Source organism: Zhongshania aquimaris (assembly GCF_019312595.1).
Classification (GTDB): domain Bacteria; phylum Pseudomonadota; class Gammaproteobacteria; order Pseudomonadales; family Spongiibacteraceae; genus Spongiibacter; species Spongiibacter aquimaris.
This window is the reverse complement of record NZ_JAHWDQ010000001.1, coordinates 24,009-36,806: the sequence shown is the minus strand read 5'-3', so window position 1 is coordinate 36,806 and position 12,798 is coordinate 24,009. Positions and strand designations below refer to the sequence as shown.

Below are 12,798 nucleotides of genomic sequence, written 5' to 3'. Positions count from 1 at the left end.
GCGCAGCGGTTAGTTCGAGTGGCTATGGATCGTAATCCAAAATTGGCGACAACCACCGCTCCATTGCGGTCATTTCCATGCCCTTGCGTTTGGCTATGGAGGCAACCTGATCCTTCGCAATGCGGCCCACAGCAAAATAACGCGATTGCGGGTGAGAGTAATAAAATCCACTGACTGCCGCGGCGGGGTGCATCGCCAAGTGCTCTGTTAAAATAATACCTGTTTCATTGGTGGCGTCTAATAACTCAAACAGCGTTGTTTTTTCAGTGTGGTCCGGGCAGGCGGGATACCCCGGTGCAGGCCGAATTCCTTGGTAGCTTTCCTTGATAAGCTGCTCATTTGTTAGCTCTTCATCGGGCGCGTAGTGCCAGAACTCTTTGCGAACACGGCGGTGGAGCGTCTCGGCAAAGGACTCGGCTAAGCGGTCAGCCAGCGCCTTGACCATGATGGAATTGTAATCGTCGTTCGCTTTCTCGTATTGGGCCGCGAGTTCATCAGCGCCCAAGCCGGTTGTTACCGCAAAGCCACCAACGAAGTCGGCAATACCACTTTCTTCTGGCGCAATGTAGTCAGCCAAGCTCATCTGAGGCTTATCATCTGGCTTTTGAGACTGCTGGCGAAGATGATGCAGCGTTGCCAGCTGCTTGCCGCCCGCCGGATTAAACACGGCAATATCATCGCTACCAGAGCGCTTGGCGGGCCAAAAGCCGATTACACCGTTTGCCTGTAGCAATTTCTCGCTAATGATTTTGTCCAGCATTTGCTGCGCGTCTTTAAACAGATTGCGCGCCGCTTCGCCAACCGTTTCATCATCGAGGATTTTCGGGTATTTGCCCGCCAAGCCCCACGAAATAAAGAAGGGGGTCCAGTCGATTGTTTCTCTGAGCTCTTCTAGCGGGTAGTCGGTAAATGCCCGTGTGCCCAAAAATGTTGGAGTAGGGGGCGTGTAGTTTGCCCAGTCCCATTGATAGGCCAAATCGCAGGCTGCTTGGTAGCTGTGAAGCCGTTTTTTGCCTTGGTTGCCGGCGCGGCGCGCGCGAACGCGCTCATATTCGTCTTTACGCTCAGCAACAAAAGCTGCCTTTAGATCTTGGCTAATGAGCTGTGTGGCTACAGCAACGCTGCGCGAGGCATCGGCGACGTATACAGTGGCATCATTCTTGTATCTAGGTTCAATTTTTACGGCTGTATGTGCTTTTGATGTTGTTGCGCCACCAATCATGAGGGGAATCGTGAAGCCAAGGCGTTCCATCTCACTTGCCACATGAACCATTTCGTCTAAAGAAGGGGTGATCAGGCCGCTCAGGCCGATTATGTCGACATTTTCGCGCTTCGCGGTTTCTAGTATTTTTTCACAAGAGACCATCACGCCGAGATCTATCACCTCGAAGTTATTGCATTGCAGCACAACACCGACGATATTTTTGCCAATATCATGAACATCGCCTTTGACCGTTGCCATCAGTACTTTGCCGTTGGCTTTGGCGCCCACTTCTTTACCCGCCTCGATATAGGGGTTGAGGTAGGCGACCGCCTGTTTCATTACCCGAGCGGATTTGACCACCTGCGGCAGAAACATTTTACCGTCGCCGAAAAGATCTCCAACCACGTTCATGCCGTCCATTAATGCGCCTTCTATAACATCTATGGGTTTAACGGCGGCGGCGCGTGCAGCTTCTGCATCTTCTTCTATATAGGTTGATATACCTTTCACCAAGGCATGCTCAATCCGCTTATTTACTGGCAGCTCACGCCAGCTCAGATCTTCTTTGTTTTCGGCGGTGCTGCCATCGCCTTTGTATTTGTCGGCAATGTTGAGCAGGCGCTCGGTGCTGTCGCTGCGGCGATTGAGAATAACGTCTTCTACGTGATCCTTCAGCTCAGCGGGTAGGTCGTCGTAAATAGCTAGCTGGCTGGCGTTAACAATCCCCATGTCCATACCGGCCTTAATGGCGTGGTATAGAAATACGGAGTGAATAGCCTCTCGCACAGGATTGTTGCCACGAAAGGAGAACGACACGTTTGAAACGCCGCCCGATACCATCGCATAGGGAAGCTCTTTTTTGATATAAGCTGTCGCTTCAATAAAGTCGACGGCGTAATTGTTGTGCTCATCTATGCCGGTAGCGACTGCAAAAATATTCGGGTCAAAAATAATGTCTTGTGGCGGAAAGCCTATTTCATCAACCAAGATATCGTAGCTGCGCTTGCAGATTTCAGATTTGCGCTTAAAGGTGTCTGCTTGGCCGTCTTCGTCAAAAGCCATGACGACCACCGCAGCGCCGTACTTTAAGCAGGAGCGGGCGCGCTCGCGAAATTCTTGCTCGCCTTCCTTTAGCGAGATGGAGTTGACGACAGGCTTACCCTGAATGCACTTGAGTCCCGCTTCGATCACATCCCATTTGGATGAGTCGACCATAATGGGAACCCGGCAAATATCCGGCTCTGCGGCAACCAAGTTTAAGAAGGTGACGATGGCTTTCTCGGCATCGAGCATGCCTTCATCCATATTGATGTCGATAACCTGAGCACCATTCTCCACTTGCTGACGGGCAACCGACAGTGCTGCATCGTAGTCATTTTCCAGGATTAGGCGTTTGAATGCAGCCGAGCCAGTGACGTTGCAGCGTTCGCCGACATTCACAAACAGGGAGTCGGGGCCAATATGAAAGGGCTCTAAACCGGCTAAACGGCATATGGGCTCACGAATTGGCAGTGGCCGAGGTGCAATACCGTCCATCGCTTCGCCTATGGCTTTTATGTGTGCGGGTGTGGTGCCGCAGCAACCGCCGACCAAATTCAAGAAGCCGCGCTGTGCAAACTCTTTTAACTCGCCGTGCATGTCCTCAGGCGTTTCGTCGTATTCACCAAACTCATTGGGTAGGCCAGCATTAAAGTGACCGCTAAAATAGCAGTCAGATGCTTCACAAAGCTCTTCAACAAATGGTCGTATCTCACTGAATCTACGGCCACAATTTGTACCGATGATCAATGGCTTTGCGTGGGCGATAGAATTCCAGAAAGCTGTTGGGGTCTGCCCAGACAAGGTTCGGCCACTGGTGTCAGGGAAGGTCACGGAGATCATAATCGGCAGCTTTTTGCCGCTGTCTTCAAAGTATTGCAATACCGCGTAGACCGCTGCTTTGGCGTTGAGACTGTCAAATACCGTCTCAATCATCAGAATATCGGCGCCGCCATCAATCAGGCCGCGAGTCGCTGCATAGTAATTTTCTACGAGCTGATCAAAATTAATATTGCGGGCGCCGGGATCATTTACGTCTGGTGAGATAGACGCGGTGCGCGGGGTGGGGCCGATGACACCGGCGACGAAACGCGGTTTGTCGGGATTCTTAGCCGTTTCTGCATCGCAGACTTCGCGCGCTAACGCGGCGCCAGCACGATTTAACTCTTCAGCTATCTCGCCTAGCTCATAATCGTCTTGGGCAACAGCCGTTGAATTAAAGGTATTGGTTTCGATGACATCTGCACCGGAATCTAAATAGGCTTGATGGATCTCTCGAATAACGTCTGGCCGAGTGAGGGTTAATAAATCATTATTACCCTTTAAATCTTTATGGAATTCAGCAAAACGAGAGCCGCGATAGTCCATCTCCTCAAGCTTATAGCTTTGAATCAAACTGCCCATAGCACCATCGATAATCAATATGCGATCTTTTAGTGCTTGGGTGAGTTGGGCGATGCGATGCGTGGGCTGGCTCATGAATATCCTGATATTAAAAACAATTAAATAGCTAAAGCGCGTCTCGGGCTGTGGCCGGAATGGGCTTCATGGTAAACTGTGCAATTCTAACAGATACACGGCCCAGCATTGAAATTGTTTGGCAAAACAGCGAGATATACAGAGGTAATTATGTCGACAGAGCAAACAGCCGTTAATTTGACGATCACAGAGTCAGCCCAAGACTACCTCGCGGATCTTTTGACAAAGCAGGATGATGTGATTGGCGTACGGGTGTTCATTACGCAACCTGGTACACCGAAAGCGGAAACCTGCATCGCCTATTGCCGCGAAGGCGATATGACTGAACATGATGTGATACGTGACTACCCGCAATTCAAAGCCTATTTTGAGGGGCGGAGCATCCCATTCTTGGACGAAGCGTTTATCGATTACTCCAAGGATCGCATGGGTGGGCAGCTAACGATCAAGGCACCTAATGCGCGGTTACCGCGCGTCGATGCAAATAGCCCGTTAGAAGATCAAATTAACTATGTTCTTTACAACGAAGTAAACCCTTCATTGGCAGCGCACGGTGGAGAAGTGTCACTCCAGGAGCTGACTGACGATAAGTTTGCCATTTTGAAGTTTGGCGGCGGCTGCCAAGGTTGCGGCATGGTCGATGTCACGCTTAAAGAAGGTGTTGAGAAAACCTTAATAGAAAAAGTGCCTGGCTTAGCCGGTGTTAAGGACTCTACCGACCACAGCAATACCGAGAACGCTTACTTCAAATAGTAACGCGCGATCGCCAGCGCACTCAAAAAAGCCAGCCCTTATGCTTAGGGCTTGGCTCTCTAGGACAATACACTATGCAGTTACCCCATTCGCGCACAGAGATTCAGGTGCGGTTTTCCGACCTTGATATCCTCGGGCACGTATCAAACAGCTACTACGCTCAATATTTTGATTTGGCGCGGGTCACGTTTTTTAGAAACGTTTCTAATATTAGCGAGCGCGCGAATCCGTCGCACGTTGTTGCCAGCGTTAAAATGGATATGCTTCGCGAGATTTGCTTTGATAACACCGTGATAGTAGACACTTGGTGCTCAAAAATGGGTACCAAGAGTATGACCATCGAGCATCACATCTATGCTAATGGCGCGCTGGCGACTACCTGCCAAACGGTATTGGTTGGCTTTGATCGCGAAACCAGAAAGTCCACTGCACTCCCAACCGAATGGGAGGCGACCGATATCAGTGGTGTGCTTCCCCCAGAAACGACAAACGAATCCTAGGTATCGTGCTTTGCTACTGCGGCAGCGGTACTCATTTCGACCAATGTTGTAATAAGTACTTAAGTGGTGAGAGTGCGGCGCCAAGTGCCGAAGCGCTAATGCGCTCCCGATTTAGTGCTTTTTGTCTTCAAAATGCAGATTACCTACTTGCCACTTTACATTTAGATAAGCGGGCCAAGGAAAGTAAGAAGGCGCTGCTGCGCAGCTTTGGTAGTACCGAATGGCGCTCGCTCAAGGTCATTCGCAGCCAGCAAGGTAAGGATGGTCAGCAACAGGGCGAGGTCGAGTTCGCGGCATTTTACATCGATGGCGATACCAGCGGGCAACTCCATGAGCGCTCGCGATTTCTTTTTGAAGACGGCCAATGGTTTTATGTGGATGGTGATATGCTACCGCCAATCTCACTTGCCAGGAATGAAACCTGCTGGTGCGGTAGCGGTCGGAAAATAAAGAAGTGCCATCCCGAATAGGAGCTTGAATGTCGGTATTACGCGTCCTTTCCTACAATGTGCACAAAGGTTTTTGTTCTGCAAATCGGCAATTCCTTCTCAAGCAAATTCGCGAAAGTATTCGTAGTGTCGATGCCGAAGTGGTTTTTCTTCAGGAAGTCGTTGGCGAAAACAGCCAGCACGCCTCGCAGATCGATGGTTGGATTGACGAGGGTCAATTTGAGTTTCTGGCTGACACGGTTTGGCCGCATTTCTCCTACGGTAAAAATGCAGTGTATGACCACGGTCACCACGGCAATGCCATTCTCAGCAAATACCCGATTGTCGACAGCGAGAATATCGATGTCTCTGTGTATCGACGCTCACAGCGCGGCTTGCTACTCAGTGTCATTGAGCCTGGTATCTATGTGATTTGCGTGCATATGGGCCTGCTGGGCTGGGAGCGTCGCCGGCAATTCAAGCGTTTGGAAGCGGTTATAGCAGAGAAAATTCCTGCTGATGCACCGTTAATCATCGCCGGCGACTTTAACGACTGGAGCGGCTCGCTGCATTCACGCTTTAAGCGTATCTTAAATTTGTGCGAAGCATCTGTGCAGGCGAACGGTAGGCTTGCCAAAACCTTTCCGGCCAAGCGTCCCGTACTGCGATTAGATAGAATTTATTTTAGAGGTTTTACTGCAGTGACGGCGAAGCGGCTTAGTGGTGAACCTTGGCGCTCACTCTCAGATCACTGCGCTCTTTACGCAGAACTAGAGCTCATTAAGTGAGTATTTTGGGCTGGCTTTTGAGAGATAGCGAAAAAAAGCCCCTAGAAGCTAGGGGCAAATAAACCATGCATTATGGTTGTGAAGCATGGGCTTTACGTGCCGCGCAGCATATTGGATTTTCCTTATCCAAAAGTTTAGGCAAAAAAAAGCGCCCGCAGGCGCTTTAATCACAGGCTCTAAAAACCTTAGCGTTTTCGCTTTGGCAGTACATCTTTTAAGCGTTCGCGCATAGTTCGCAGCGCGGTTTCCGTGTCTTCCCAGCCAATACAGCCGTCAGTGACCGACACACCGTAAGCGAGCTTGGACAGATCTTCCGGAATGCTTTGATTGCCAGCATTAATATTGCTTTCTACCATTAGGCCAATAATAGAGGTGTTGCCTTCAATCACCTGATTGGTCACGTTTTCAATAACCAGGGGCTGCAGCGATGGCTGCTTACTGGAATTCGCGTGACTGGTATCCACCATAATATTCAAGGGTATGCCGCACTTATCCAACTCTGCTTCGCACAACTTAATATGCACTGAATCGTAATTGGGGCCTTGGCTGCCGCCGCGCAGAACGATATGGGTGTAGGCGTTCCCTCGGGTATGGATGACCGCAACTTGCCCTTCGCCATTAATGCCCAGAAACCGGTGTGGTTTTACCGCTGAACCAATGGCGTTTAGTGCAACGGTTAAGCCGCCGTCGGTGCCATTTTTGAAGCCCACGGCGGAGGACAGGCCACTGGCCATTTCTCGGTGGGTTTGTGATTCGGTGGTGCGCGCACCAATCGCCGACCAAGAGATGCAATCTTGCAAATACTGCGGCGAAATGGGGTCTAATGCTTCGGTTGAGGTTGGCAAACCCAGCTCGCTAATATCGAGTAGCAATTTGCGACCGATGTGGAGACCGTCTTCAATTTTAAAGGTGTCATTTAAATAAGGGTCGTTGATTAAGCCTTTCCAGCCTACGGTGGTGCGGGGCTTTTCGAAATACACGCGCATGATTATAACCAGCGTGTCACTAACTTCATCGGCTAATTTCTTTAAGCGCCGAGCATAGTCCATTGCCGCGTCCACATCGTGGATAGAGCATGGGCCCACAACCACAAACATGCGGTGATCTTTGCCGTCCAGGATATTTCTGACAGTATCGCGACCACGTGAAACAACTTCTTTAGCGGCGTCGCTCATTGGCAGAGCAGCTTTTAATGCAGCAGGGGTGATAAGAATTTCCTGCGCATCGACATTGACGTTTTCAATAACGGTGTTAGACATAATACTTCCGGTTTCGGAGACCTATAAACTTAATTCAGCTCACCATTCTAACGTAAAAGTATGCCAATTAAATATCCAGTACCGCCTTAGGCAGGTAAAATACGCTGAATTTGCAGGGAAAATTACCGAGTGAGCCAAAATCGTTTCCAAGTTAAGTGCGTTCCGGGTGTTGCCCCGATATGTCGACTGGCGGGTATCTGCAGTTTTTCAGTTTGCTTTTTGTTAGTCACACCCGCCTATGCAAATGAAGAGGCTGACTTGCCCGTTGTGAAACTGACACCGCAAATCCGTATTGAGCCCAGCCAAAATCGCGACTTTACTGAGCTGCCCTGCGAGGAACTGGCTGAGACGACAGCGGAAAATGCCGTTGAACAACGGATCTTGGCTGAGCGCAAGCAGGCCTGCCTTACTCATTATCAGCAGTTTATTCCCAATAAGGGGCTAAAATAATGGCAAAACATCGCGCCATTAATACATTTAAGCCCGCTAAGAAAGCGCCGGCGAAAGTACCGTCGCAGCTATTAGATTTGCAGATCGAAAGTTTGGCTGACGATGGTCGCGGCGTTGCTCGCTACAATAACAAGGTGGTTTTTGTTGGCGGTGCGCTGCCTGGCGAACACGTAAAGGCAAAAATTTCGCGCTCTCACAAACGCTTTGACGAAGCAGAGCTGGTTGAGATCAACACGCAATCACCAGATCGGGTGACCCCGATTTGCGCCATCTACGATCAGTGCGGTGGTTGCCAGCTTCAGCACCTGGACTACCAAGCACAACTTAACTACAAGCTGGCGAGACTCAGCAAGCTTATTGATGGCGGAGAATCTCCCGTATTTAGCCCTGCAATAATTCAGGCTAGCGCGACCCGCTATCGCCATCGCGCGCGCTTAGCCTATGCCAATGGTGAACTTGGATTTAAAGCTAAATCAAGTCACAGTATTGTGGGTGTTGAACAGTGTCCCTTGCTCGAAGACGCCATCAATACTGCATTAGCTAAGTCCAGAGATTCACTGGCACGTTATTTTGGTCACAAGGCCAGTGGCGAAGTGGTGTTTAGCGCAGATCGCGACGGTCGGGTTGGCATACGTATTCAAAAAGACGGCTTTGTAGATGTGAAGCGCAGCGAGCAGCTCGCCCAAAATATCGCCGCACCAGCGTTTTTGCACAGCGTAGTAGGTACAAAGGGGCCGTCGTGGCGAGGGGCTGGGGCGTCGCTGTCTTACCAAGTTACGGATTCACTGACATTGCGTTATCAGCCTGGGGATTTTACCCAGGTGAACACAGCAATTAATCGTCAGACTATCGCCCAGTGCATCGCTTGGCTGGCGCCAGAAGCGGATGAACTAATTGCTGACTACTTTTGTGGTCTCGGTAATTTCAGCCTTGCCCTGGCGCAATCTGGCGTACAAGTGATGGGCTTCGATGCGGGCGCGGGCATGATCGAATGCGCAAATCAGCAAGCACTGGAGAAGAGCCTGCCTGCCACCTATTTTTGCGCAGATTTATTTGATCCCGATGCAATTACGATTCCCGTGGGCTGTCGTAAAGTGGTGTTAGATCCACCCCGTGCCGGCGCAAAAACGCTGTGCGAACAATTAGCGGCCTGCCAAGCAATTAACTGCATTGTCTATATTTCATGCGGCCCAGCAAGCTTGGCGCGGGATCTCGCGATCCTTAAGCAGGCGGGGTTTAAGGTCGACGATGCGGCTATGGCGGATATGTTTCCACATACCCACCATGTCGAAAGTGCGGTTTTTCTTAGGCGCTGATGTGCAGAGGCATTAAAATCTAACGGTTAAAAGCGCTGATATAATCGTCCGCATAGCGTTTTATGCCGTCGATCTTCTTCTCCACATCCTGGGTGTCGCCGTGATAAAAGGGCCAAGGCATAGTCAAAATATGACTTACACCCCCTTCCTCTAAGCGACGGTAGCCGTCGATCGTAAACGCATCTGAAGGGGTTGCCATCACAGAAAATGGCAAATGGTCGCGGCCGTATTCACGGCGGTACTCCTTGATCTTTGCAATGCTGGCGAGAATATCATCGCTCGTTTGCAAATCCGTTACCCAGCCATCTGCCATTCTCGCTGCGCGGCGCATAGCCGCTTCGCTAATGCCGCCTACCCATATGGGAATATACGCGCTGGGTGCTGGGTTCATTTCCAAGGGGGGGAATTGGTAGTGCTTACCCTGATACTCAACCAGCTCACCGGTCCATAGCAGGCGCATTATCTCGACCATCTCGTCGGCGCGCTTGCCGCGGGAGTGGAAATCCTGTTGTAACAACTGAAATTCATCCTTCGACCAGCCCACTCCGATTGCGGGGATCACCCGATTATCAGATATGATCGCCGCTGTGCTGATGGCCTTAGCGACCAAAAACGGGTTCCGCATGGGCAACACAAATATATTATTGGTGAATTTCAAATTGCGGGTAATACTGGCTAAGGCGCCGATCATGACCCAAGGGTCAGGCCAGTCAGTAAAAGCTTGCCAGCGGCGCTCGCCGTTTTCGGTATAAGGGTAGGGAGTGGTAATTTTTTCTGGATTCACGACGTGATCAGAGAATGACATTGCTTCCCAGCCGCAGTCATCTGCGGCAATAGCTAATTTTTTTAAATCTGCGACGCTGCTAAACGACGTCGATAAAACAAATCGCATGACGATTTCCTATTATTGTTATTGGTTTGAATATTAAACCGCCTTGTCGGCAGGCTTTAACTCATGTTTTTCACAAATATATGTCAACAAACCCGCAGCGGCATTCTCAATTTGTGCAATAACAAGATCAAACGCCGAGTCATCGCCATAGTAGGGGTCTGGAATTTGGGTGTTGCCGGCGTTGCCGCAGTAATCCATTAACAACTTTAATTCACCGCTGTAGCCCGCAGGTGCCCACGCGACAATATTGGTCAGGTTCATGCGGTCCATTGCTACCACGTAATCCGCGCGCTCGTAGTCGCTATCGTCAATTTGTCGCGCTATTTGATGATCAATGCGATAGCCGCGCTTCAGCGCTGCCTGCACCGACCGGGTGTCTGGGGATTTACCGATATTGAACGCTGCAGTGCCGCAAGAATCTACGCTTATCGCGGTTGTTAAACCGTTTTGTTTTAGTAGCTCTTCAAACACACCCTGTGCTGCAGGGGAGCGGCAGATATTACCCAGACAAACAAAAACCACATGAATTGACATTACAGCGCAGGCTTTCCAATCGATGAATACTGGGTCTAAAGTAGCATTCCTGCTCCTGTGTGACATCATCCGTTTGGTGGGGAGTCACCAGCTATAGCAGTTTTAGCGATAGGCCAAGAGCACAACAAATTTCGAATCAGACTCGATCACGTCGCAGCGTCCAAATAGTTTTTTTAGTGTGACGTGATAGCCCAAGTGGCGGTTGCCGACAACGCAAAGTCGGCCGTTATCCGCAAGGTGTTTTTGGCAATCGCGAAACATGGTTTGGGCAATGTGGTCGCCGACATGGTGATCTTGATGGAATGGCGGATTGCATAAAATCAAATCAAAGGCCGCGCCCTGGTAGTTGGACAAACAGTCGTCAGCACTAAAAGAAAGGTCGTCGGTGTCGATTTGCGAGACTTGTGCTAGGTTGGCTTGGCAGTTTTTACGGGCAGAATCTAGCGCTAAAAACGAATCATCAAAGAAGTGGAGTCGCGCCTGCGGCCATTTACGGCCAGCATAAATACCCAGCAAGCCATTGCCGCAGGCTAAATCTGCGATGTGACTGGGCGCTGCCAATTTATCCATTGCCCGCAGCATGAGCCGGCTACCTATATCTAACTTATCCCTCGAAAAGACATTGGCGCGGTTATGCAGTGTTAAATCGAATTCAGTCAGGGTAATGACTTTGGTGTCGTCGTTAATCGCGATATCTTGCGGCGCAGCCTGTAATTGAATCAGTCGCGCTTTTTTGCGCGCTAAACTCGGTCTGGCGGGAGCATGGTTTTTAGCAAACGCGGCGACAACATGGTGGTCAATATGGCGAGCCATTGCCGCAGCAATAAATTGTTCCGGTTGCAAAACCAAGGACGCTAAATGCTGTAGCTGGTATTGAAGTAGAGAGCGACTTTTGGGCAGTTTGTACAATATGTAGTCAAAACGGCCTTCCGGCTGATCAGTGGCAGGCATAAATACCGGCGGCCTTACGCCATTGCGAGTGCAATTCTCGGTAGTGGACAGCGCGCTTATTGCCGAATCTGCCCACAGGGTGCAGTTATAGGCGGAAAGTGCGGTACTTAATGCACCCTGACTGTCGTTAACAATTAGCAGGCGACTGTCGTCGGCAATATTTAGCTCGGCGATGTGGTGTAATAAATATTCATCAGCCGCATCCCAAGCTTGCAAGGTTTCGCGTTCGCGGTGCGGCCGGCGGCTAAGTTGCAGGCTATTAAATGGCGTAGCAAAGATGGCGGTGTGGGGCATTAGAGATCGCTAACAGGTTCAAGAAGTAGGGCCTGTATTGCTAAGCGCTCAGTTTGCCCAAAACCTAAAGCGGTCTCGATGTAGTTATCGACGTCGCCGTATTCTTCGGTGATGGCTTTAAAGGCTTCGCCTAAATACTGCTCTTGAACTGTAAATAAGGTTCGAATAACGTCTTGATTCACTTGGTGCATGGTTTTTTCATGCACGTAATGGACAATATGTTCAACCCGCTCTGCAGTGAAAGTATTGGTTGAAAGATAATCTTCCAAAATCGTGTCGTAAGGTACACCCAGTATGCTCATCAGCAAGGCTGCGCCTAGACCGGTGCGATCTTTGCCAGCTGTGCAATGAAAAACCTGGGGGTAGCTGCTTTCGTCCAATAGATTTTGCAGCCACTCACGGTAGGTTGGGGTAAAGCGCTCAACCATTTCGCGGTTGGCTTCGATTAAAAAGTGCGCCATGTCGTCTGCAGTTACATTTTCTTCTTGGAGCCTGGCGGTTATATGCTCAATCTGTGCTGCATCGACTGTAATCGGTAGCTCTTTTACCGTAATTCCAGTGCTGGCTGGCAGTTTATGAGGTGACTCTATGCGCTCTTCCTCAGATCGAAAGTCGCTTACTTGGCGAATTCCGAGGCGCACAATAAACTGCTGGTCTTCTGAGGTGAGTGAGGATAGCTTATCTGCACGATAGACTTGTCCCCATTTAAGCTGACGATTGTCAGTGGTGCGATACCCGCCGAGGTCGCGAAAATTATACATTCCGTCAAAGTCTAGCTTGCGGACAGACTGGCGCTGTGAGGCCGGCAATAGCGCGGGGATTGGGCGAATTTCAGCCGGTACAGATTGATCCGAAGATTGCGGTGTGGTGTGTATTAAATCTATGGTATTCATATAATTAGATTCTAATATT

General features: G+C 50.0%; 12 protein-coding genes. 6 read left to right on the top strand and 6 right to left on the bottom strand.

The window, feature by feature from the left end:
- Window positions 1–22: 22 nt before the first annotated feature.
- The gene (gene metH / locus KXJ70_RS00165; RefSeq protein ID WP_219041457.1) at window positions 23–3,721 is read right to left on the bottom strand and encodes a methionine synthase; all 3,699 of its coding nucleotides are present in this window, start codon (window positions 3,719–3,721) and stop codon (window positions 23–25) included.
- A 150-nt stretch (window positions 3,722–3,871) separates the two neighbouring features.
- Here metH and nfuA point away from each other — a divergent pair, with 150 nt between their 5' ends.
- The 4 genes from nfuA to KXJ70_RS00145 all read left to right on the top strand — a co-directional run bounded on the left by nfuA (window position 3,872) and on the right by KXJ70_RS00145 (window position 6,190).
- Window positions 3,872–4,474, top strand: a complete 603-nt coding sequence (gene nfuA, locus KXJ70_RS00160) for a Fe-S biogenesis protein NfuA (RefSeq protein WP_219041456.1) — start codon at window positions 3,872–3,874, stop codon at window positions 4,472–4,474.
- A gap of 74 nt (window positions 4,475–4,548) precedes the next feature.
- Entirely contained in the window at window positions 4,549–4,974 is a 426-nt protein-coding gene (locus KXJ70_RS00155; protein WP_219041455.1) for an acyl-CoA thioesterase, read from the top strand.
- On the top strand, window positions 4,917–5,444 hold the full coding sequence (locus KXJ70_RS00150) for a YchJ family protein (RefSeq protein ID WP_219041454.1): 528 nt from the start codon (window positions 4,917–4,919) through the stop codon (window positions 5,442–5,444). The genes KXJ70_RS00155 and KXJ70_RS00150 overlap by 58 nt, the downstream gene beginning before the upstream one ends.
- 8 nt (window positions 5,445–5,452) lie before the next feature.
- Entirely contained in the window at window positions 5,453–6,190 is a 738-nt protein-coding gene (locus tag KXJ70_RS00145) for an endonuclease/exonuclease/phosphatase family protein (RefSeq protein WP_219041453.1), read from the top strand.
- A gap of 185 nt (window positions 6,191–6,375) precedes the next feature.
- On the opposite strand, the gene KXJ70_RS00140 is transcribed toward KXJ70_RS00145, so the two are convergent.
- A complete protein-coding gene (locus tag KXJ70_RS00140) occupies window positions 6,376–7,449 on the bottom strand; it encodes a 3-deoxy-7-phosphoheptulonate synthase (protein ID WP_219041452.1) in 1,074 nt (357 codons plus the stop codon).
- A gap of 129 nt (window positions 7,450–7,578) precedes the next feature.
- Between KXJ70_RS00140 and KXJ70_RS00135 the strand changes: the two genes are divergently transcribed.
- Together KXJ70_RS00135 and rlmD are read left to right on the top strand one after the other, a co-directional pair.
- The gene (locus KXJ70_RS00135; protein WP_219041451.1) at window positions 7,579–7,899 is read left to right on the top strand and encodes a hypothetical protein; all 321 of its coding nucleotides are present in this window, start codon (window positions 7,579–7,581) and stop codon (window positions 7,897–7,899) included.
- Window positions 7,899–9,215, top strand: coding sequence for a 23S rRNA (uracil(1939)-C(5))-methyltransferase RlmD (gene rlmD / locus KXJ70_RS00130; RefSeq protein WP_219041450.1), 1,317 nt, complete (start codon window positions 7,899–7,901; stop codon window positions 9,213–9,215). Before KXJ70_RS00135 ends, rlmD begins: the two co-directional genes overlap by 1 nt.
- Before the next feature lie 19 nt (window positions 9,216–9,234).
- Here rlmD and KXJ70_RS00125 read toward each other — a convergent pair whose 3' ends face one another.
- The 4 genes from KXJ70_RS00125 to KXJ70_RS00110 all read right to left on the bottom strand — a co-directional run bounded on the left by KXJ70_RS00125 (window position 9,235) and on the right by KXJ70_RS00110 (window position 12,779).
- On the bottom strand, window positions 9,235–10,107 hold the full coding sequence (locus KXJ70_RS00125; protein ID WP_219041449.1) for a TIGR03619 family F420-dependent LLM class oxidoreductase: 873 nt from the start codon (window positions 10,105–10,107) through the stop codon (window positions 9,235–9,237).
- A gap of 33 nt (window positions 10,108–10,140) precedes the next feature.
- Complete coding sequence (locus KXJ70_RS00120) at window positions 10,141–10,641, bottom strand: low molecular weight protein-tyrosine-phosphatase (protein WP_219041448.1); 501 nt, start codon at window positions 10,639–10,641, stop codon at window positions 10,141–10,143.
- Window positions 10,642–10,743: 102 nt separating this feature from the next.
- Window positions 10,744–11,886: a methyltransferase gene (locus KXJ70_RS00115; protein ID WP_219041447.1), complete on the bottom strand. Its 1,143-nt coding sequence runs from the start codon at window positions 11,884–11,886 to the stop codon at window positions 10,744–10,746.
- Window positions 11,886–12,779, bottom strand: coding sequence for a tyrosine-protein phosphatase (locus KXJ70_RS00110; RefSeq protein WP_219041446.1), 894 nt, complete (start codon window positions 12,777–12,779; stop codon window positions 11,886–11,888). The genes KXJ70_RS00115 and KXJ70_RS00110 overlap by 1 nt, the downstream gene beginning before the upstream one ends.
- Window positions 12,780–12,798 lie beyond the last annotated feature (19 nt).